The following is a 20,989-nucleotide window of genomic DNA, read 5'->3' on the forward strand; positions in this document are numbered from 1 at the left end:
TCACACCACCCGCTGCATGGCCTTCTCCCGGCGTGCGGCGACCCGCGAGCCGGACTCCCGGCGGGCCATCCGGCGCAGCACCACCGGGGCCAGGGTCAGCCCGAGCACGGCCCAGAGCCCGAGCACGCCGAACATCTCGAGGTGCCGCCAGGATCCGCCGAGCTCGACGGCGGCCATGCCGTCCGGCAGCAGCGCCGAGCGCATGCCCAACCCTAGCCAGTAGATCGGGAAGACCTGCGCGACGGCCTGGAGCCAGCCCGGGTAGCCGTTGATCGGGTAGAAGATGCCGGAGAGTGCCACCAGCCCCATCGTCGGCAGCATGACCAGGCCCAGGTTCCGCGGGTTCTCGATCAGCGAGCCGAGGACAGCCCCCATCGGCAGGGTGGCGACCAGGCCGAGCACGGCCACCCAGGCCAGGGTGAACCAGGCGGCCGGGTCGCTGAGCCGGAGCCCGTCGAGGAAGAACAGCGCCGGGGTCAGCTGGATGGCGATGCTGATCAGCGCCACCGCCGACATCAGGGTGATCTTCCCGATCAGGTAGCCGAGCATGCCGTTCGGGGTGGCCTTGGCCCGCAGCAGGGTGCCGTCCTCCCGGTCGACCACGAGTTGCTGGGCCAGGACCAGCATCCCGCCGAAGGCCAGCCCCATGCCGAGCGCGCTGGGCAGCGTCCGGGCGCCGAGGGAGAAGGTGGTGCCCGGCACGGTCGAACCCCGCATGAAGAACATCGCCACCAGCAGGACCGCCGTCGGGAAGAAGTAGTTCCACAGGTCCTGGTAGTTGGTGAAGGTGTTGCGCAGCTCGATCCCGCCGCGCTGCAGGCCGGTCGCGACGGCGGCTCTGGTCGGGCTCATCTGTCGCTCCCCTGCTGCCACACCCGGGCCGCCGCGCCGGTCCGGGTACCGGATTCCTGCTCGTACACCAGCGCCATGTAGGCGTCCTCCAGGCTGGCCCGCCGGACCTCCAGCTCCTCGACGGCGTCACCGTGCTGCCGGAGCAGCTCGCGCACGAAGCGGGTGGCGTCCGTCGCGGAGTGGACGAATCGCTCCCCGTCGCGGCTCCACCGGATCTCCGCGTCCCCGGCCACCCGGCGGGCCAGCTCGTCCGGCGAGCCGTCGGCGATGATCCGGCCGCCGGCCAGAATCAGGATCCGGTCGGCCAGCTTCTCCGCCTCGTCCAGGTCGTGCGTGGTGAGCAGGATGGTGGTCTCGTCCAGGTCGGCGAGGCGGTGCACCAGCTCGTGGAACTCCCGCCGGGCGGCCGGGTCGAAGCCGACCGTCGGCTCGTCCAGGAAGAGCAGCTGCGGACGCCCGACGATGCCGACCGCGACGTCCAGCCGCCGACGTTGTCCGCCGGAGAGCTGGTGGACCCGCTTGTCGGCGTGGGCGGTGAGGCCGACCGTGTCGAGCAGTTCGGCGACCGGCCAGGGGCGGCGGCTTCGCTCGGTGGAGTACGGCGCGTAGAAGGCGCCGAGGTGGGAGAGCAGATCCCGGACGCGCCACCGGCCGTGGTCCCGCCAGGACTGGAGCACCACCCCCATCCGGGCCCGCCACCGCTCGTCGCCCCGGCCCGGGTCCACGCCGAGGACGCTGACCTCGCCAGCCGAGCGCATCCGGAAGCCCTCGAGGATCTCGATGGTGGTGGTCTTGCCGGCGCCGTTGGGCCCGAGCAGGGCGAGCACCTCGCCGCGCCGGGCGGTGAAGCCGACCCCGCGCAGCACGTCCACGCTGCCGTATCGCATCCGCAGGTCGCGGACGTCGAGGACGAGGTCGCTGTCGGGCGGGTGGGGAGTCGCACTGACTCCCGGCAGTTCGACCGCGGTCATGGCCGTCCCCCGATGGTTGATCCGATCAGTACCGCGAAATGTAGCACCTCTACTACATCTTGAGGTACACCCACTCGGGCGGGACGCGTCGGTCAGCGCGGGCGGCGGTGGAGCCAGCGGGTGACCGGCGGCGGATCCTCCTCCTCGTACGACCGGGCGGCGCGCACGGCGGCGGCCAGGCCGGAACGGCGGGGCCGGGCCCGCGGGTGGACCGCCGGGTCGGTGGCCATCTCCCGGACGAGGGCGACCGCCAGGCCGAGCATCACCACCACGAACGGCAGCGCGACCAGGATGGTGGCCTGCTGCAACGCGGCCAGGCCGCCGGCGAGCAGCAGCGCCGCCGCCACCGCCCCGATCAGTACGCCCCAGAGCACCACCACGCCCCGGTGCGGCCGCAGCGCGCCCCGGGAGCTCAGCGAGCCGAGCACCAGCGCGGCAGAGTCCGCGCCGGTGATGAAGAAGAGCGCCACCAGCACCGCCGCCAGCACCGTGGTGAGCGTCGCCAGCGGCAGCGCTTGCAGGAGCCCGAACAGGGCGTTCTCCACGCTCGCGCCGACGTCGCCGACCAGGTCCCGGGCGCCGGTCCGCTGCACCCGCAGCGCGGTCCCACCCATGATCGCGAACCACACGACGCTGGCCCCGCTGGGCACCAGCAGCACGCCGGTGACGAACTCCCGGACCGTCCGCCCCTGCGAGATGCGGGCGATGAAGATCCCGACGAACGGCGCCCAGGAGATCCACCACGCCCAGTAGAAGATCGTCCAGGAGCCCAGCCAGGCCGGGTCGCTGAACGCCCCGGTCCGGGTCGACATGACCACCAGGTTATTGAGGTAGTCACCGACCGAGGCGGGCAGCACCTCCAGCGTGTAGATCGTCGGGCCGGCCACGAAGACGAAGGCCATCAGCCCGACGGCCAGCACCACGTTGCTGGTCGACAGCCACTTGATCCCCTTGTGCAGCCCGGTGAACGCGGAGACCACGAAGGCGGCGGTGAGCGCCGCGATCACCACCAGCTCGACGGCGACGCTGTCCGGCACCCCGGTGGCCGAGTCGAGGCCGGCGGCCACCTGGAGCGCGCCGAGCCCGAGGCTGGTCGCCGAGCCGAAGACGGTGGCGAAGACCGCGAGCAGGTCGATGGCCCGCCCGATCGGACCGTACGCCCGCGCGCCGAGCAGCGGCTCGAAGGCGGCCGAGATCCGGCTGCCGCGCCCCTTGCGGAACGTCGAGTACGCGAGTGCCAGCGCGGCGATCGCGTAGATCCCCCAGGGGTGCAGCGTCCAGTGGAATAGCGTGTACTGCATGGCCACCGCGGCGGCCTCGGCGCTCTGCGGCCGCACCCCGGCGGCCGGCGGCGGCGACGCGTAGTGCTGGATCGGTTCGGCGACGGCGTAGAAGACCAGGCCGATGCCCATGCCGGTGCTGAACATCATCGACACCCAGGCCAGCGTGCTGAACTCCGGCTCGTCGTCGTCCGCGCCGAGCCGGATCCGGCCGAACCGGGACGCCCCGAGCACCACGGAGAGGACGAGGAAGGCGTCCGCGGCCACCACGAAGAACCAGCCGAACGTGCTGATCACCCAGCCCAGCCCGGCCTTGCCGACCCCGGCGAGGGAGCCGCCCCCGAACACGCCCCAGCCGACCACCGCCAGCACCCCGACGACCCCCGCCGTCAGGACCACCCGGTCGGTGCGCCCGGCGCCGGCCGGACTCTCCCCCACCTGCTCCGCCATGGCCCAATCCTGGTCGGCCGACGGACCCGGCAGGACTGATACCGCGCATCTCCACCTGCCTGGACCGCACCGCCGACCACCACCGGCCGGAGGGGGTCAGGCGTGGAGGGTGGCGGTTTCCTCCGCCTCGACCTGGGCGGTCCAGGCGGCCTTGGTGGAGCGCCAGGCCTCGTCGTCCATGCCGCGCCGCCAGTAGCCGGAGATGGAGAGGGCGTCCCGGGGCAGGCCGCGCTCGACCCGCAGCAGCCGGCGCAGCTCCTTGACGAACGTGGCCTCGCCGTGGACGAAGGCGTGCACCGCGCCGGCCGGGAAGTCCAGCGCGCGGACCGCCTCGACCAGCGCCTCGCCGACCGGGCGGCCGGCCCGGTGCAGCCAGGTCAGCTCCACCGCGCCGGGGCTGGCCAGCCGCAGCTCGTCGGCCGGGCCGTCGACCTCGACGAAGACCCTGGCGGGCGCGCCGACCGGCAGCCGCTCCAGCGCTGCGGCGATCGCCGGCAGGGCGCTCTCGTCGCCGACCAGCAGGTGCCAGTCGGCGGCCGGGTCCGGGGCGTACGCGCCGCCGGGGCCGGTGAAGAGCACCTCGTCGCCGGGGCACAGGGCGGCGGCCCACGGTCCGGCCAGCCCCTCGTCGCCGTGGTGCACCACGTCGACGGTCAGCTCGCCGGCGGTCGCGTCCCAGGCCCGGACCGTGTACGCCCGCAGCCGCGGCCACTGCTCGCGGGGCAGGTCCCGCTTCAGGCTGGTCAGGTCCACCGGGTGCGGATAGCTGACCCCGGCCGGCGGGAAGACGAACTTGATGTAGTGGTCGGTGTACGCGCCCACCGGCAGGCCGGTCAGCTCCGCACCGCTCAGGACGAGCCGGATCAGGTGCGGGGTGGGCCGCTCGGTCCGCAGGACCTTCGCGGCGGTGACCTTCTTCGGGCGCTCACTCATGCTGCTTAGGCTAGCCTAAGTCGCGCCCGTCCCCCACCGGGCCGCCGTCGGAGCCCGCTCAGCCCAGCCCGGGCCGGGCGCCCACCAGGCGGCCGTGCCAGGCCAGCGCCGCCGGATCGGTGAGCGAGGCGACCTGGTCGACCACCACCCGCAGCTGGGCGGCGTCGTCCCGGGCGTCCCGCCACAGCGGCGCGAAGACCGGGTCCAGCGCGTCCGGCGCGCGGTCGACCAGGACGGCGACCAGCTCGGCGAGGATCTCCCGCTGGCTGGCGTACCGGGGACCTGCGGCCGGGCGCCGCATCACGTAGCGCAGCGCGATGCCCTTGAGCAGCGCGCACTGCGCCCGGATGCGGCGGGGCACCACCAGGTCGGCGGCGTACCGGCGGTGCGGGCCGGGACCGAAGCGCTCCTGGGTGGCGGCCACCACGGTCGAGACGAACCGGCCGGTGAGCACGCTGGTGGTCGCCTTCAGCGCCGCCTGGGCCCGGTGGCTGCCGTCGTACGCGGCGAGCGGGGCGAGCGCCGGCTCGGCGACCAGCTCGACCAGCACCTCACCGAGGTCGTCCGGGGACTCCCCCGAGTACGCGGCCGCCACGTCGACGCAGAGGGCCCGCCGCTCGTCGGCGTCCTCCAGCAGCGGGCGCAGGCTGACGTACCCGCCGTGGATGCCGTCCTCCACGTCGTGCACCGAGTACGCGACGTCGTCGGCCCAGTCCATGACCTGCGCCTCCAGGCAGCGCCGGGCGCCGGGTGGGGCGCCGGCGCGCAGCCACTCGAAGACCGGGCGGTCGTCGGCGTACGCGCCGAACTTGCGCTGCCCCGGGCGGCGCGGCCACGGGTACTTGCTGACCGCGTCGAGCGACGCCCGGGTGAGGTTGAGCCCGACGGAGCGGCCGTCCGGGTCGAGGACCTTCGCCTCCAGCCGGGTGAGCACCCGCAGCGTCTGCGCGTTGCCCTCGAAGCCGCCACAGTCGGCGGCGAGCGCGTCCAGCGCGTCCTCGCCGTTGTGCCCGAACGGCGGGTGGCCGAGGTCGTGCGCCAGCCCCGCGGTGTCCACCACGTCCGGGTCGCAGCCCAGCCGCGCCCCCATCTCGCGGGCGATCTGCGCCACCTCCAGCGAGTGGGTCAGCCGGGTACGCAGGAAGTCGTCGGTGCCCGCCGTGTGCACCTGGGTCTTCGCCGCCAGCCGGCGGAACGCCGCCGAGTGCAGCACCCGCGCCCGGTCCCGCTCGTACGGCGACCGCCCGTACCCGGTGTCCTTGGGCGCCTCGTCGATCAGGCGCGCCGCGTCGTCCCACCGACCGCTCAACCGTTATCCCCGCTGCCGCACCGCCTCTGCTCGCGACTGCGGGGCTCGCAAACCCGGCTCACTCCTCGCGCTCACGAAGCACGCAGAACTCGTTGCCCTCCGGGTCGGCCAGCACCGTCCACTCCACGCCGCCCTGACCGACGTCGACGTGCCGGGCGCCCATGTCGACCAGCCGCTCGACCTCGGCCTCCTGGTTGGCCGGGCGCAGGTCGATGTGCAGCCGGTTCTTGGTGATCTTGTCGTCGCTGACCGGGACGAAGACGATGCCCGGGGTCTGGTCCGGCGCCCGGCGGATCTCCACCTCGTCCGGCCGGTCGCTGATCACCTGGTAGCCGAGCGCCTCCGCCCACCAGTGGGCGAGCCGGGACGGGTCCTGGGCGTCGACGGTCAGGCTCTCCCAGACGCTGGTCATGCGGCCACCCTTCCCGGTTGATCGAACAGTGCGCCCAGGTTACGCCCGCCCGGGTCGATCGGCGCGCCGGGCGTCACGCGGGCCGGGTCGAAAACGGCCACGGGGCCGCCGGTGCGAAGGCCGACGACCCCGTGTCCGACGCGGATCAGCGGGAGTCGGAGCCGTCGGTCTCCACGACGGCGCGGCCGGCCTCCAGGCGGGCGACCGGGACGCGGAACGGGGAGCAGGAGACGTAGTCCAGCCCGACCTCGTGGAAGAAGTGCACCGAGTCCGGGTCACCGCCGTGCTCACCGCAGACCCCGAGCTTCAGCTCGGGCCGGGCCGCCCGGCCCTCCTCGGCGGCGATCCGGACCAGCCGGCCGACGCCCTCCCGGTCAATGGACTCGAACGGCGAGATGCCGAAGATGCCCAGCTCGAGGTAGCGCCAGAAGAACGCGCCCTCGACGTCGTCGCGGGAGAAGCCCCAGGCCATCTGGGTCAGGTCGTTGGTGCCGAAGGAGAAGAACTGCGCCGCCTCGGCGATCTGCCCGGCGGTCAGCGCCGCCCGGGGCACCTCGATCATGGTGCCGATCAGCACCTCGACGCCGCTGTCCGCGACCACCTCGGCGATGATCTTCTCGGCCTCGGCGCGGACCGTCTCCAGCTCCTGCACCGCGCCGACCAGCGGGACCATGATCTCCGGCTTGGCCACCGCGCCGCCGCGGGCGACCGTGACGGCCGCCTCGGCGATCGCCCGAACCTGCATGGCGAAGAGGCCGGGGATGACCAGGCCGAGACGCACACCGCGCAGGCCGAGCATCGGGTTCTCCTCGTGCATCCGCCGAACGGCGGCGAGCAGCGCCTCCTCCTTGGCGACGTCCTCGCCGCGCTCCTGGGCGACGGCGACGTTGACGGCGAGCTGCTCCAGCGGGGGCAGGAACTCGTGCAGCGGCGGGTCGATCAGCCGCACCGTGACCGGCAGGCCGTCCATCTCCCGGAAGATCTCTTCGAAGTCGGCCCGCTGCAACGGCAGCAGCGCGGCGAGCGCCGACTCCCGCTCGTCGTCGCTGCGGGCCAGGATCAGCCGCTCGACCAGCTCCCGGCGGTCGCCGAGGAACATGTGCTCGGTGCGGCACAGCCCGATGCCCTCGGCGCCGAACCGCCGCGCCCGCGCGGCGTCGGCGCCGGTGTCGGCGTTCGTCCGGACCGCGAGCCGCCGCCTGGCGTCGGCGTGGGTCATGATCCGGTGTACGGCCCGGACCAGCGCGTTGTCGATGTGCTCCGGGTCGAGGCTGCCCTCGAAGTACTGCACCACCTCGGACGGCATGACCGGTACCTGGCCGAGGTAGACCTTGCCGGTGGTGCCGTCGATGGAGACGATGTCGCCCTCGTTGACGGTCTGCCCGGCCACGGTGAACTTCTTGGCCGGGATGTTGACGTCCAGCTCGTCGGCGCCGGAGACGCAGGTCTTGCCCATGCCGCGGGCCACCACGGCGGCGTGGCTGGTCTTGCCGCCGCGCGAGGTGAGGATGCCCTTGGCGGCGATCATGCCGTTGAGGTCGTCGGGGTTGGTCTCCCGGCGGACCAGGATCACCGCCTCCCCCTCGGCGGCCAGCTCGACCGCGCGGGCGGAGGTGAAGACCACCTTGCCGGACGCGGCGCCCGGCGAGGCGCCGATGCCCTTGGCCACCGCCTCGAACTCGTGGTCGAGCTTGAACCGGGGGAACATCAGCTGGGCGAGCTGCGCGCCGTTGACCCGGTGCAGCGCCTCGTCCAGGTCGATCAGGCCCTCGTCGACGAGCTGCCCGGCGATCACGAACGCCGCGGCGGCGGTCCGCTTGCCGACCCGGGTCTGCAGCATCCAGAGCTTGCCGCGCTCGATGGTGAACTCGATGTCGCAGAGGTCCTTGTAGTGCTCCTCGAGCCGGGCCATGTACCCGAGCAGCTCGTCGTAGGACTTCTTGTCGATCCGCTCCAGCTCCTGCAGCGGCACGGTGTTGCGGATGCCGGCGACCACGTCCTCGCCCTGGGCGTTGGCGAGGTAGTCGCCGTAGATGCCCTGCGCGCCGCTGCCCGGGTCCCGGGTGAAGGCGACGCCGGTGCCGGAGTCGGAGCCGAGGTTGCCGAAGACCATGGCCACCACGTTGACCGCGGTGCCCAGGTCGGCCGGGATCCGCTCCTGCCGGCGGTAGACCACCGCGCGCTCGGCGTTCCACGACTCGAAGACCGCGCGGATGGCCAGGTCGAGCTGCTCCCGCGGCTCCTGCGGGAACTCCCGCCCGGTGTGCTTGGCGAAGATCTTCTTGTACGCGTCGACGAGTCCACGCAGGTCGTCCGCGTCGAGGTCGAGGTCGAGATCGGTGCCCTTGGCGCGCTTGGCCTCGTCGAGCGCGTGCTCGAACTCCTCGCCGGGCACCTCGCAGACGGTCTTGCCGAACATCTGGATGAGCCGGCGGTACGAGTCCCAGGCGAAGCGGTCGTTCCCGCCGGCCTGCGCGCTGAGTCCGACCACGCTGCGGTCGTTGAGGCCGACGTTGAGGACGGTCTCCATCATGCCGGGCATGGAGAACTTGGCGCCGGAGCGGACGGAGACCAGCAGCGGGTCCTGGGGGTCGCCGAGCTTGCGGCCCATCTCGCGCTCCAGGGACTCCAGGTGCGCCTCGATCTGACCGGCCAGCCCGTCCGGCTCGCGGCCGGTCTCCAGGTACGCCTTGCAGGCCACGGTGGTGATGGTGAAGCCGGGCGGTACCGGCAGGCCGAGGTTGGTCATCTCGGCCAGGTTGGCACCCTTGCCGCCGAGCAGGTCCTTGAGCTCCTTGTTGCCCTCGGCGAAGTCGTAGACGTACTTGTGATCGACCGAATCTTGCGATGCCACCAGAGCCTCCCACGCGCGCCGGATTTGACACTTAACGAAGGTTCAGTTGCCTCATACCCCGGGGCCGACCGCCGGTAATCCCGGCGTCATCAGCGATCGGTGGGCGAAGGTTAAGCGAACATCGAGTGGCCTGGGACCATTCGGTGACAATAGGCACAGCCATGACGACTATCCGCGTTCGCGGTGGTTTCTGGGAACGCTTCCACGCGCACGATCACGCAATCCCGGCTCCCCTCGTACTCTTGACGGCACTGGTTCTGCTGAACCTGACTTTTGCCATATCCCTCGCGAATACACCCCGGAGCCGTCGCCGTGCCGCCCATCCCTTCCGCCACCCCCGCCACCGGCCCGGACCCGCTCGGCCCGGACGCGGCCGACCCGGCCGTCCTGCCGACGCACGAGCCGGCGGCGGCCGACCTCGCCCGGGCCGCCGCGCGGACGGCCGGCGACCTGCTCGCCCCGCCGGCGCCGGTCCGGCTGGGCGACGTGATCCCGGCCCCCGAGCGGGTGGCGCCGGACCCGACGGCCGACTTCGTGCTCCCCGAGGACGCGGCGATCCGGGTCAGCCGCGGCCCGGCTGCCCGGGACGTCGCCGAGCAGCTCGCCGAGCTGCTCCGCCCGGCGACCGGCTATCCGCTGCTGGTCGCGGAGGTGGCCGACGACGGGACCGACGGGCAGCTGGCGCTCACCCTGTCCGGCCTCGCGGCTTCGGCTCCGGCTTCGACTTCGGCGGGGGACTCCGCCCCGGCCGACCGGCTCGGGGACGAGGGCTACCGCCTCCACGTCACCTCCGCCGAGGTCCGGATCGTCGCCGCCACCCCGGCCGGCCTCTTCCACGGCGTGCAGACGCTGCGCCAACTGCTGCCAACCGCGGTGGAGAGCCCGGCCCCGGTCGCCGACCGCTGGGTGGTGCCCGGTGGGTTGATCGTCGACCGGCCCCGGTTCCCCTACCGGGGCGCGATGCTCGACGTGGCGCGGCACTTCTTCGGCGTCGCCGACGTGCTGCGGGTGATCGACCACCTGGCCCGGTACAAGCTCAACCACCTGCATCTGCACCTCACCGACGACCAGGGCTGGCGGATCGCCGTCGACTCCTGGCCCCGGCTCGCCCCGATGGGGGGCGCCACCGAGGTGGCTGGCGGCCTCGGCGGCTGGTACACCGCCGCCGACTACCGCCGCATCGTCCGGTACGCCGCCCGCCGGCACGTCACCGTCGTGCCGGAGATCGACCTGCCCGGGCACACCAACGCGGCGCTGCTCGCGTACCCGGAGCTGGCGCCGGACAAGGTCGCGCCGCCGCCGTACACCGGCACCGAGGTCGGCTTCAGCTACCTGAACCCGGCCGACGAGCGGACGTACGACTTCGTGTCGGACGTGCTCGGCGAGGTGGCCGCGCTCACCCCCGGACCGTGGCTGCACATCGGGGGCGACGAGGCGTTCAAGGTGAAGGGCGAGGCGTACACCGGCTTCGTCGAGCGGGCCCAGCGGATCGTCGCCGCCACCGGGAAGACCGTGGTCGGCTGGCACCAGCTCGCCCCGGCCGCGCACCTCGACGGGCGGGTGCTCCAGTGGTGGGGAACCAACGGCGACGACCCGGTGGTCGCGGAGGCGGTACGCCGGGGCGCGCGGCTGATCCTCTCCCCCGGCAACCACTCCTACCTCGACATGAAGTACGCCCCGGACACCCCGATCGGGCACGACTGGGCCGGCCTGATCGACGTGCGGCGGTCGTACGACTGGGACCCGGGGACGCACGTCGCCGACGTGCCGGCGGAGGCGGTGCTCGGCGTCGAGGCGCCGCTCTGGACCGAGTCCGTCACCTCGCTGGCGGAGATCGAGTTCATGCTGCTGCCCCGGCTGCCCGCCCTCGCCGAGCTGGCCTGGTCACCCCGGGCGACCCACGACTGGGCCGGGTTCCGGGACCGGCTGGCCGGCCACGGCCCGCGTTGGGACCGGGCCGGGATCGCGTTCCACCGGTCCCCGGAGGTCCCCTGGCCCGCGGAGCCGGCGCAGCCGGCGGTGCCGCGGCAACCGACCGCCGAGACGACGGATCGGACCTCCGGCCAGGTCCACCCCGACCCGGCCGGGGCGCCCGCACCTCCGCCCGCCGCGAACGGAGTGTGACAACCCGCGGCCAAACCGACCGCCATACGCACAGTGACCGGTTTCCCGAGGACGCCGGCCACTCCTCGCCCGCCCGATCCGGCGCAGGCCCCCTGACCAGGCATCTCCTGCCCGGCCGCTCGCACCGGCGACCACTACCCACCCCCCTTTGCTTTGCTTCAGCGGACGCAACAGTTACCTTCCGCGCCTGTTGCCCATGGTGAAGTAGAGCAAAGGAGGCGATGGGATGGTCGGCCACACGCTTGAGGCTCACCGTCCGTAAGCGGCGAGGCGGTCAAGCCTGGGGCGGACGTCCCGTCCGGGTCGCCCCGGCCAGAAGCCACGCCGCCCCGGGCCCGAACCTGGGGTCGCGGCCGGTCGCGCGCTGTCGCGTGAACGGGGAGAGTGCGGCCTCGGCACGTCGGGAGGCAGCATCTTCCCCGAAAGTGCGCGGATCTTGACATCGGGCGGCCCGGGGCGTGCTGGGTCCGGTGTCCGGGTCGCGGTGCGCCCGGGTGGGTGGGGTGTCCGGTTCGTGGTGGGGTGTCCGGTGGTCGGGGCCACCCCGGCGGTGGAATGGCGGCCGGGGCCGGGGCGTTGAACATGGCATACCACCGCGGGACCCGCGGGTGGTAGAGCCCGGAGCCGCGGCCGTGGGAACACCCGGCCGGCCGGGACGGTTACATCCCCCCGGAACCCCGGCCCCCGCGGCCGGAACCCGTGAGCCTGGAATGCGTCGCCGGCCCGGGTGGTTACATCCCCGGGACACCCGAGCAGGCCCAGCCGCCGGGCAGATCCCCCAAGACTTTCCCCCCCCCTTTTTCACGCGACACCACCGCACCCCCCTGCGGTGTGTCGTGTACCCCCGAGCAGAGGAGCACGCCATCATGCGTACCGATCTGATCCGTAAGACCGCCCTGACCGCTGCCGGCCTCGCCGCCACCGCCGGTGGCATCGCCGGCCCCGCGATCGCCGCCCACGCCGCCGAGGCCAAGCCCGCCGCGCAGGTGCAGACCGACCGTAAGCACGGCGGTGAGCGGGAACTCAACGTCCGCTACGAGGCGCAGCCGAACTTCTACTACTGCGGCCCCGCCGCGACCCGCAACGCCCTGTCCGTGCAGGGCAAGGCCATCGACGTCGACGCCATGGCCAAGGAGATGGGCACCACCGAGGCCGGCACCAACAGCGTCAACGACATCACCCCGGTCCTGAACAAGGAAACCGGTAAGGACGTCTACCACAGCGTCGAAATCCGCGACGCCAAGGCCGACGACAAGCAGACCGACACCCTGCGCGCCGACATCGTCCACACCGTGGACAACGGCCGGGCCGTGGTCGCCAACATCGCCGGCACCGCCGTCGACACCGACGGCAACACCCACTCCTTCGAGGGCGGCCACTACATCAGCGTCGTGGGCTACCGCGACGGCGGCCACACGGTGACGATCGCCGACTCGGCCGACCCGAACATGGCCTCCTACCGGATGAGCGTCGACAACCTCGCCGACTGGATCGCCACCCGCGGCTACACCGCCTCCTGACCCACCAGCACCACACGCGAAAGGGCCGACCCCCACCCGGGGGCCGGCCCTTTCGTCGTCTGCGCGTACGTGGCGCGCTCAGCCGCCGGAGTCGTCCAGCTCGGCGCCGTCGGGCACGGTGTCGTCGTCCCGGCTGGCCAGCCAGCCGTCGGGCAGGAAGACCTTGCCCGGGGAGTTGGTCCGGCCGCGCGGCTGGCCGAGGGTGGCCACCGGGAACGGCTCGGCCGGGTCGAGCTTGCCAAGCAGGTCGTCGAGCTGCGCCAGGCTGTCGATCATGGCCAGGGAGCGGCGCAGCTCGCTGCCGACCGGGAAGCCCTTGAGGTACCAGGCGACGTGCTTGCGGAAGTCGGTGCAGCCGTCCCGCTCACCCCGGGCCGGGTTGCGCGCGCCCGCGACGAACTGGTCGACCAGCAGCTCGGCGTGCCGGCGCATGGTCACCGCCACCTCGCCCAGGCCGGGCAGCCGCCGCTCCGGCCGGCCGTTGAACGCGGCCTCCAGGTCGGCGAAGAGCCACGGGCGGCCCAGGCAGCCGCGCCCGATCACCACGCCGTCGACGCCGGTGTGCGCGACCATCCGCAGCGCGTCGTCGGCCTCCCAGATGTCGCCGTTGCCGAGCACCGGGACGTCGAGGGCCTGCTTCAGGGTGGCGATCGCGTCCCAGTCGGCGGTGCCCGAGTAGCGCTGCGCGGCCGTACGCCCGTGCAGGGCGACCGCCGCGACGCCCGCGTCCTGCGCGGCGAGGCCCGCCTCGACGTACGTCAGATGGTCGTCGTCGATGCCCTTGCGCATCTTCACCGTGACCGGCACCCCGGCGGGCGACGCGGCCTCCACCGCGGCCTTCACCAGCCGGGCGAAGAGCCGGCGCCGCCACGGCAGGGCCGAACCGCCACCGCGCCGCGTCACCTTGGGCACCGGGCAGCCGAAGTTGAGGTCGATGTGGTCGGCGAGGTCGCGCTCCACCACGATCCGCACGGCGGCGGCGGTGATCTCCGGGTCGGTGCCGTAGAGCTGGAGGCTGCGCGGCTGCTCGTCCGCGCCGAAGGCGATCATGCGCAGCGTCTTCGGGTTCCGCTCGACCAGTGCCCGGGTGGTGATCATCTCGCAGACGTAGATACCGCCGCCCTGCTCTCGGCAGAGCCGCCGGAAGCCGACGTTGGTGATGCCCGCCATCGGCGCCAGCACCACCGGCGGCCACACCTGGTGCCGCCCGAGGGTCAACGGGCGCAGTGCGGGCAGGGTCGGGGCGGTCACCGGACAAGTGTACGGGGCCCCGACCGGCGCCTTTCCGCGCCGGCCGGAGCCCCCGTGAACAGCTCAGCAGCCGGGCAGGCGCTCGATCAGGTAGCGCTCGACCTGGTCCAGCGAGACGCGCTCCTGGGCCATGGTGTCCCGGTTCCGCACGGTCACCGCGTTGTCGTCCAGGGTGTCGAAGTCGACCGTCACGCAGAACGGCGTGCCGATCTCGTCCTGTCGGCGGTAGCGGCGGCCGATCGCCTGCGAGTCGTCGAACTCGACCACCCAGCGCTTGCGCAGGTCCGCCGCGAGACCCTTCGCCTTCGGCGAGAGCGCCTCGTTGCGGGACAGCGGCAGCACCGCCACCTTCACCGGGGCCAGCCGCGGGTCGAAGCGCATCACGGTGCGCTTGTCCACGCCGCCCTTGGTGTTCGGGGCCTCGTCCTCGTCGTACGCCTCGAGCAGGAAGGCGAGCACCGCGCGGGTCAGGCCGGCGGCCGGCTCGATCACGTACGGCATCCAGCGCTCGCCCTTGGTCTGGTCGAAGTACGACAGGTCGACGCCGGAGTGCTTGCTGTGCGTGGAGAGGTCGAAGTCGGTCCGGTTGGCGATGCCCTCCAGCTCGGCGAACTCGGTGCCGCCGAACTGGAACCGGTACTCGATGTCGACGGTGCGCTTCGAGTAGTGGGAGAGCTTCTCCTTGGGGTGCTCGTAGAAGCGCAGGTTCTCCTCGGAGAGGCCGAGGTCCAGGTACCAGTTCCAGCGCTGCTGGAGCCAGTACTCGTGCCACTCCTCGTCGGAGCCTGGCTCGACGAAGAACTCCATCTCCATCTGCTCGAACTCACGCGTACGGAAGATGAAGTTGCCCGGGGTGATCTCGTTGCGGAACGACTTGCCGGTCTGCGCGATGCCGAACGGCGGCTTCTTGCGGGCGACCGTCTCCACGTTCTTGTAGTTCACGAAGATGCCCTGGGCGGTCTCCGGGCGCAGGTAGTGCAGGCCCTCCTCGCTCTCCACCGGGCCGAGGTAGGTCTTCATCAGGCCGTTGAACATCTTCGGCTCGGTGAAGGTGCCCTTGTTGCCGCAGTTCGGGCAGTTGATCTCGGACAGCGAGACCGGCGGGCGGCCGTGCTTGGCCTCGAACGCCTCCTCGAGGTGGTCCGCGCGGAACCGCTTGTGGCAGGACTGGCACTCGGTCAGCGGGTCGACGAACTCGGCGATGTGGCCGGAGGCCTCCCAGACCTGGCGGGCCAGGATGACCGCGGAGTCCAGGCCGACGACGTCGTCACGCTGCTGGACCATGGTCTTCCACCACTGCCGGCGGACGTTCTCCTTGAGCTCCACGCCGAGCGGACCGTAGTCCCACGCCGACCGGGTGCCCCCGTAGATCTCGCTGGAGGGGAAGACGAAGCCTCGGCGCTTGGCGAGGCTGACGACGGCGTCGATACGGTCGGCTGGCATGTTTCCTCCTACGCCGGCTGGCGGTCGGCGGGGGCGATGTGGATGGAACGGTCAGTTCGGGACAACGGTACGGCTACCGGAGTCCCGAGCCCAGCAGAATACCGGGGGGCCCGTCAGCTCACCCCGCAGACCTCCATGCCACCGGTCTGCGGATCCGGCGCCAGGGTCACCTGCTGGGCCTCCTGTTTGCCGCCGCTGAGGGTCACGTCGACCGGCACGGTGAGGGTCTGCGCGTCGACCTTGCCCACCCGGTAGCCGGAGATCTGCGGCTCGGCGGCGACCCGCTGCTCGAAGTCCGGCCGGGACTCACGCCGCTGGGCGTCGTCGCAGAGCCTGTCGTACGCCTTGGACCAATCCTTCGCCACCAGGGCCTGGTAGTAGTCGTCGGTGACCGTCCGGCCCTGCTCCTCGATCGCCTGGACGTTGCTCACCGCCAGTCCGACGATGGCCGCGCCGCCCCCACCGCAGCAGAGCAGCACGGCGAGCGCCCCGACGCCGAGGCCGAGCCAGAGCCGGCGGCGACCGCCCTCGGTGGGCGGGGCGGCGAACGGCGGGGCGGCCCCGGGGCCGGCGGGGACGCCCGGCTCGGACGGCGGCTCCGGGACCGGCGGCGCGCCGCCTGCGCCGGACAGCACGGGGTGAGGGGGTGGGGATGCCGGTCCGGGAGCGGTCATACGCCAGAGGGTAGTGCCACCGGGGTCAGCGGTAAGGACCTGCAGCCCGATCACTGGCGACGATGACGATCTCCCCGTCCGGCGCGGCGCTGGCGAGCGTCTCGTACGCCGACGGCTCGTCGACCGATTGGGCCAGCAGCGGCACCGCCGTGATCTTCACGTCGAAGCCGCCCAGCGCCCGCCGGTACGCCCCGACGGACTCCCACTCGGTGAGCAGGCACCAGTGCGTCGGGTCGTCCAGCGCCCGCAGCAACTCCCCGCGCAGGTAGCCGCGGCGGGCGGCGAGCGCCGCGAGGGCGGCGTGCGCCCGCTCGGTGAAGTCGGGCGCGACCTCGGCGTCCACCACGAACCGGTTGGTCACCAGCACCGGCGTCCTCCTCGTAGAGTCTGTGGGATGCAGCGTACGCAGAGCCCCCTGCTGGCCCGCCTGGCCCGGGTCAACCCGACGACGGTGTTCCTGGCCACCCTGGTCCTCGTGCTGGTGGCGCTCTTCGCGCCCGGTCCGGTGGGCGGCCTGCTGTTGCTGGCGCTGGCCACGGTGCTGGTGTGGCTGATGGTCACCACCTGGCCGGTGCAGGCGCCGGCGACCCGGGTGATCCGCCTGGTGATGCTGACCCTGCTGATCGCGGTGGCCATGACCAAGCTGCTCTGACATGCAATCATGCGTTTTTGACAATCAATTTCGTTATCGCGGACAGTGGTCGTCATGACCATCCGCTTCACCTCCCGCGTCCTGGCCGTCGCCATCGCCCCCCTGCTCGCGCTGGGCGGCGTCGCCGCCTGTTCCGCCGACGGCGCGGGCGCCGACCCGGACCGGGTCGACGTGGTGGCCGCCTTCTACCCGCTGCAGTTCCTCGCCGAGCGGATCGGCGGCGACGCGGTCAAGGTCACCAACCTGGCCAAGCCCGGCGCCGAGCCGCACGACCTGGAGCTCAACCCGCGCCAGGTCGGCCAGATCAGCGACGCGGAGCTGGTCGTCTACCTCAAGGGCTTCCAGCCGGCGGTGGACGAGGCCGTCGAGCAGAGCGGCGGCGACCGGGCGTTCGACGTGACGACCGTGCAGCCGCTGCTCGACGCGGCAGCCGGCGGGCACGAGCACGAGGGCGAGGCCGGGCACGAGGAGGAGACCGGCGGCAAGGACCCGCACCTGTGGCTCGACCCCACCCGGCTGGCCACCGTCGGCGACCGGCTCGCCGAGCGGCTCGGCCGGGCCGACCCGGAGCGGGCCGCCGACTTCACCGCCCGCGCGAAGGACTTCCGCGCCGACCTGGCGAAGCTCGACACCGAGTACACCGAGGGGCTGAAGACCTGCCAGCGCCGGGAGATCGTGACGAGCCACACCGCATTCGGCTACCTGGCCTCGCACTACCAGCTGGAGCAGGTCGGCATCACCGGCCTCACCCCGGACAGCGAGCCCTCCCCGCAGCGCCTCGCCGAGGTGGCCAGGGAGGCCCGGGAGCACCGCGCCACCACCATCTTCTTCGAGACCCTGGTCAGCCCGAAGGTCGCCGAGACCGTGGCCCGCGAGGTCGGGGCGAAGACTGCCGTGCTCGACCCGATCGAGGGCCCACCCGCCGACGGGGACTACCTGTCGGCGATGCGCGCCAACCTCCAGACCCTGCGAACCGCGTTGGACTGCTCATGAACGCACCCGTGATCCAGGTCGACCACGCCGCCGTCGGCTACGACGGCCGCCCCGTGCTGCGGGACGTCTCGCTGACCGTCACCGCCGGCGAGGTGGTCGCCGTGCTCGGCGCCAACGGCTCCGGCAAGTCCACCCTGATCCGCGCGGTGCTCGGGCTGGTCCCGCTCAGCGCCGGGTCGGTCACCCTCTTCCACACCCCGCAGCGCCGCTTCCGGCAGTGGCACCGGATCGGGTACGTCCCGCAGCGGCTCGGCGCCGGCAGCGGCGTACCGGCCACGGTGGGCGAGGTGGTGGCCTCGGGGCGGCTGGCCCGCCGGGGCGTCCTGCGGCCGGCGAGGCGCGCGGACCGCGAGGCGGTGGCCGCCGCGCTGCGCGCCGTCGGGCTCGCCGACCGGGCCGGTGACCCGGTCGCCACCCTCTCCGGCGGCCAGCAGCAGCGCACCCTGATCGCCCGGGCCCTGGCCGGCGAACCCGAGCTGCTGGTGCTGGACGAGCCGACCGCCGGGGTCGACGCGGAGAGCCAGGAGGCGTTCGCCGCGGCGCTGCGCGGCTTCCTCGCCGGCGGCGGGACCGTGCTGCTGGTCGCCCACGAGCTGGGTCCGCTGCGACCGTTGATCAGCCGGGCGGTCGTCGTGCACGAGGGTGGCATCTGCCACGACGGCGCGGTGCCGGAGCCGGCCGGGCACCACGCGGAGCCCGACCACGACCACGTGCACCCGCACTGCGACGAGGAGCCCGCCGGGCTGTGGAGCATCTGACATGGACCTCTTCCAGTACGACTTCATGCTGCGCGCCCTGGTCGGCGCGCTGGTCATCGGGCTGGCCGCGCCGGCGCTCGGCATCTACCTGGTGCAGCGGCGGCTGGCGCTGATCGGCGACGGGATCGGGCACGTGGCGCTCACCGGCGTCGGCGCCGGGCTGCTGCTGAACCGCTCCCCGGTGCTGGTGGCGGTGATCGCCGCGACGCTCGGCGCGATCGTCATCGAGCTGGTCCGCTCCCGCGGCCGTACCTCCGGCGACCTGGCCCTGGCGCTGCTCTTCTACGGCGGGATCGCCGGCGGCGTGCTGCTGGTCGGGCTCTCCGACGCCAGCAGCGCCTCGCTCAACTCGTACCTGTTCGGGTCGCTGACCACCACGTCGCCGGCCGACCTGACCACGATCCTGGTGCTCGGCCTGGCCGTCGGAGCGATCATGCTGGCGCTGCGTCCGGCGCTCTTCGCGGTCTGCCACGACGAGGAGTACGCCCGGGTCTCCGGGCTGCCGGTCCGGGCGCTCAACCTGCTGCTGGCGGTGACCACCGCGGTGACCGTGACGATCGCCATGCGGGCGGTCGGCGTGCTGCTGATCAGCGCACTGATGGTGGTGCCGGTGGCCACCGCCCAGCAGGTCACCCGGGGCTTCCGCAGCACGATGGCGGCAGCCATGGCACTGGGGCTCTTCGCCGCCGGGGCGGGCATCTGGGTGGCCGCCACCGCCGACACCGCGCCGGGCGCCTCGGTGGTGCTGCTGGCCATCGCCTCGTTCCTGGTGGTCGCGCTCGCCGCGGCCGGCTGGCGGGCGATGCGCCGGCGGACCCGCCCGGCGGCCGCGCCGGCCCCCGAGCCGCACGAGGTCGTGCTGCGGTGAGCCACCCCCGAGCGGTCCTGCTGGCATTGGTTACCGTTACGGGATGACGGGCACGAACGGGTACGACGCCTTCGAGGGTGCGGGTGACCTGCTGCGTGCGCTGTCCGCACCGATCCGGCTGGCGATCGTGACCGAGCTGGCGCAGGGTGAACGGTGCGTGCACGAGCTGGTGGAGAAGCTGGGCGCACCGCAGCCGCTGGTCTCCCAGCACCTGCGGGTGCTCCGCGGCGCCGGCGTGGTCCGTGGCTCCCGGCGCGGTCGGGAGATCGCGTACGCCCTCGTGGACGAGCACGTCGCACACATCGTGGCGGACGCGGTCAGCCACGCCGGGGAGGGACCGTGACCGAGGGGACGTTGCGGAACACGCGCCAGCGGACGGCCGTGAGCACGCTGCTGGCCGAGGTGGAGGGCTTCCACAGCGCGCAGGACCTGTACGCGATGCTGCGCCAGCGGGGCGAGCGGGTCGGGCTGACCACCGTCTACCGGACGTTGCAGGGGCTCGCCGACGCCGGCGAGATCGACGTGATGCGCCCGCCCGGCGGCGAGCACCTCTACCGGCGGTGCAGCGAGGGTCACCACCACCACCTGGTCTGCCGGGCCTGCGGGCGGACGGTGGAGGTGGCCGGGCCGGCGGTGGAGAGCTGGGCGGAGCGGGTCGCCGCGCAGCACGGGTACGCCGAGGTCAGCCACACCCTGGAGATCTTCGGGACCTGCCCGGCCTGCACCGGCTGAGAATTCTCCCCCGTGCCCCGGCGGCCGGAGCGTGGCACGCTGTCCGGCGTGAAGATCTACGCCGACCGTTTTCCCACCGCCCTCCGTCAGCTCCTCACCGACCTCCTCGTCGTCGTCTGGGTCTACGCGGCGATCCGCTTCGCGCTCTGGCTGCACGACCTGGTGCAGAAGCTGGCCGTACCCGGGCAGAAGCTGGAGGGGGCCGGCGGCGGCCTCGCCGACAACCTGGCCGAGGCCGGCGGCAAGGTCGGCCGGGTGCCGCTGGTCGGCGACGAGCTGACCGCCCCCTTCAACCGGGCCGCGGACGCCGCGCGGTCCGTCGCCGAGGCGGGCCGCGACCAGCAGGAGCTGGTCGGCCAGCTGGCCCTCGCGCTCAGCATCGCGGTGCTGGTCTTCCCGCTCGGCCTGGTGCTCTTCGGCTGGCTGCCGCTGCGGGTGCGCTGGATGCGCCGGGCCGGAGCGGCGAAGGCCCTCGCCGCCGCCCCCGCCGGGCGCGACCTGCTGGCGCTGCGGGCCCTCGCGGGTCAGCCGCTCGGGAGGCTCACCCGGATCGCGCCCGACGTGGCCGAGGCGTGGCGCCGCGGCGACGACGCCACCGTCGACGCGCTCGCCGCCTTGGAGCTGCGCAGCCTGGGGCTGCGGGCGGGCCGCTAGGGTGTGGCGGTGCTGTACTTCCTGATCGTCGTCGCCGTGCTGCTGCTGGCGTACGCGGGCGTCCTGGTGAGCTTCGTCCGCAAGGGTCGCAAGATCCCGCCGCAGGCGTACCTGGTGCTGGCCCTGCTCAACGGGCTCATCCTGGCCGCCGTCATCGCCTGGGCCATCGCCCGCTGACGCCGGCTCCCGGCTCCCGGCTGCATCTGCCCGACCAGCGACATGCCTGAGAGGCACAAATATGACTCGCAGGCATACCGCT

The 20,989-nt window shown here is 72.9% G+C and carries 21 protein-coding genes; 10 read left to right on the top strand and 11 right to left on the bottom strand.

Going from position 1 to position 20,989, the window contains the following annotated elements:
• The 7 genes from EV384_RS31065 to ppdK all read right to left on the bottom strand — a co-directional run bounded on the left by EV384_RS31065 (position 1) and on the right by ppdK (position 9,061).
• Positions 1 to 852, bottom strand: a complete 852-nt coding sequence (locus EV384_RS31065) for an ABC transporter permease (protein ID WP_130338970.1) — start codon at positions 850 to 852, stop codon at positions 1 to 3.
• Complete coding sequence (locus EV384_RS31070; RefSeq protein ID WP_130338972.1) at positions 849 to 1,823, bottom strand: ABC transporter ATP-binding protein; 975 nt, start codon at positions 1,821 to 1,823, stop codon at positions 849 to 851. Before EV384_RS31070 ends, EV384_RS31065 begins: the two co-directional genes overlap by 4 nt.
• Before the next feature lie 92 nt (positions 1,824 to 1,915).
• Positions 1,916 to 3,553 (bottom strand): BCCT family transporter, encoded by a 1,638-nt coding sequence (locus EV384_RS31075; protein ID WP_130338974.1) that lies wholly within the window; start codon positions 3,551 to 3,553, stop codon positions 1,916 to 1,918.
• Between the two features lie 96 nt (positions 3,554 to 3,649).
• Positions 3,650 to 4,486: a siderophore-interacting protein gene (locus EV384_RS31080; RefSeq protein WP_130338976.1), complete on the bottom strand. Its 837-nt coding sequence runs from the start codon at positions 4,484 to 4,486 to the stop codon at positions 3,650 to 3,652.
• Between the two features lie 58 nt (positions 4,487 to 4,544).
• Complete coding sequence (locus tag EV384_RS31085; RefSeq protein ID WP_130338978.1) at positions 4,545 to 5,795, bottom strand: deoxyguanosinetriphosphate triphosphohydrolase; 1,251 nt, start codon at positions 5,793 to 5,795, stop codon at positions 4,545 to 4,547.
• A gap of 58 nt (positions 5,796 to 5,853) precedes the next feature.
• Complete coding sequence (locus tag EV384_RS31090) at positions 5,854 to 6,207, bottom strand: VOC family protein (RefSeq protein ID WP_130338980.1); 354 nt, start codon at positions 6,205 to 6,207, stop codon at positions 5,854 to 5,856.
• Positions 6,208 to 6,352: 145 nt separating this feature from the next.
• Positions 6,353 to 9,061 carry a pyruvate, phosphate dikinase gene (ppdK, locus tag EV384_RS31095; protein ID WP_130338982.1) on the bottom strand — a complete coding sequence of 903 codons (2,709 nt, stop codon included), beginning with the start codon at positions 9,059 to 9,061 and terminating at the stop codon, positions 6,353 to 6,355.
• Between the two features lie 273 nt (positions 9,062 to 9,334).
• Here ppdK and EV384_RS31100 point away from each other — a divergent pair, with 273 nt between their 5' ends.
• Complete coding sequence (locus EV384_RS31100) at positions 9,335 to 11,185, top strand: beta-N-acetylhexosaminidase (protein WP_423202930.1); 1,851 nt, start codon at positions 9,335 to 9,337, stop codon at positions 11,183 to 11,185.
• An 866-nt stretch (positions 11,186 to 12,051) separates the two neighbouring features.
• The gene (locus EV384_RS31105; RefSeq protein ID WP_130338070.1) at positions 12,052 to 12,705 is read left to right on the top strand and encodes a C39 family peptidase; all 654 of its coding nucleotides are present in this window, start codon (positions 12,052 to 12,054) and stop codon (positions 12,703 to 12,705) included.
• A gap of 78 nt (positions 12,706 to 12,783) precedes the next feature.
• On the opposite strand, the gene dusB is transcribed toward EV384_RS31105, so the two are convergent.
• From dusB to EV384_RS31125, 4 genes are all read right to left on the bottom strand, one after another.
• Positions 12,784 to 13,956 carry a tRNA dihydrouridine synthase DusB gene (gene dusB / locus EV384_RS31110; protein WP_130338985.1) on the bottom strand — a complete coding sequence of 391 codons (1,173 nt, stop codon included), beginning with the start codon at positions 13,954 to 13,956 and terminating at the stop codon, positions 12,784 to 12,786.
• Between the two features lie 63 nt (positions 13,957 to 14,019).
• Positions 14,020 to 15,399 (bottom strand): glycine--tRNA ligase, encoded by a 1,380-nt coding sequence (locus EV384_RS31115; RefSeq protein ID WP_130338987.1) that lies wholly within the window; start codon positions 15,397 to 15,399, stop codon positions 14,020 to 14,022.
• A gap of 113 nt (positions 15,400 to 15,512) precedes the next feature.
• The gene (locus EV384_RS31120; RefSeq protein WP_341273647.1) at positions 15,513 to 16,073 is read right to left on the bottom strand and encodes an Rv0361 family membrane protein; all 561 of its coding nucleotides are present in this window, start codon (positions 16,071 to 16,073) and stop codon (positions 15,513 to 15,515) included.
• Positions 16,074 to 16,098: 25 nt separating this feature from the next.
• The gene (locus EV384_RS31125; RefSeq protein ID WP_130338989.1) at positions 16,099 to 16,440 is read right to left on the bottom strand and encodes an antibiotic biosynthesis monooxygenase family protein; all 342 of its coding nucleotides are present in this window, start codon (positions 16,438 to 16,440) and stop codon (positions 16,099 to 16,101) included.
• A gap of 27 nt (positions 16,441 to 16,467) precedes the next feature.
• Here EV384_RS31125 and EV384_RS31130 point away from each other — a divergent pair, with 27 nt between their 5' ends.
• Genes EV384_RS31130 through EV384_RS35195 form a run of 8 tightly spaced genes read left to right on the top strand, consistent with a single transcriptional unit; the run spans position 16,468 to position 20,907 of the window.
• Positions 16,468 to 16,725 (top strand): DUF6703 family protein, encoded by a 258-nt coding sequence (locus EV384_RS31130; RefSeq protein WP_130338991.1) that lies wholly within the window; start codon positions 16,468 to 16,470, stop codon positions 16,723 to 16,725.
• A gap of 54 nt (positions 16,726 to 16,779) precedes the next feature.
• A complete protein-coding gene (locus EV384_RS31135; protein WP_130338993.1) occupies positions 16,780 to 17,718 on the top strand; it encodes a metal ABC transporter substrate-binding protein in 939 nt (312 codons plus the stop codon).
• Complete coding sequence (locus EV384_RS31140) at positions 17,715 to 18,476, top strand: metal ABC transporter ATP-binding protein (RefSeq protein ID WP_130338995.1); 762 nt, start codon at positions 17,715 to 17,717, stop codon at positions 18,474 to 18,476. The genes EV384_RS31135 and EV384_RS31140 overlap by 4 nt, the downstream gene beginning before the upstream one ends.
• A 1-nt stretch (position 18,477) precedes the next feature.
• Positions 18,478 to 19,344 (top strand): metal ABC transporter permease, encoded by an 867-nt coding sequence (locus tag EV384_RS31145; protein ID WP_130338997.1) that lies wholly within the window; start codon positions 18,478 to 18,480, stop codon positions 19,342 to 19,344.
• 43 nt (positions 19,345 to 19,387) lie between these two features.
• The gene (locus EV384_RS31150) at positions 19,388 to 19,687 is read left to right on the top strand and encodes an ArsR/SmtB family transcription factor (protein ID WP_109803252.1); all 300 of its coding nucleotides are present in this window, start codon (positions 19,388 to 19,390) and stop codon (positions 19,685 to 19,687) included.
• Entirely contained in the window at positions 19,684 to 20,076 is a 393-nt protein-coding gene (locus tag EV384_RS31155) for a Fur family transcriptional regulator (RefSeq protein WP_130338999.1), read from the top strand. Before EV384_RS31150 ends, EV384_RS31155 begins: the two co-directional genes overlap by 4 nt.
• A gap of 48 nt (positions 20,077 to 20,124) precedes the next feature.
• On the top strand, positions 20,125 to 20,730 hold the full coding sequence (locus EV384_RS31160) for a hypothetical protein (RefSeq protein WP_130339001.1): 606 nt from the start codon (positions 20,125 to 20,127) through the stop codon (positions 20,728 to 20,730).
• A gap of 9 nt (positions 20,731 to 20,739) precedes the next feature.
• Positions 20,740 to 20,907, top strand: a complete 168-nt coding sequence (locus tag EV384_RS35195) for a hypothetical protein (RefSeq protein ID WP_165440119.1) — start codon at positions 20,740 to 20,742, stop codon at positions 20,905 to 20,907.
• Positions 20,908 to 20,989: the final 82 nt, after the last annotated feature.

Origin of the sequence: Micromonospora kangleipakensis (genome assembly GCF_004217615.1) — a bacterium.
Classification (GTDB): Bacteria; Actinomycetota; Actinomycetes; order Mycobacteriales; family Micromonosporaceae; genus Micromonospora; species Micromonospora kangleipakensis.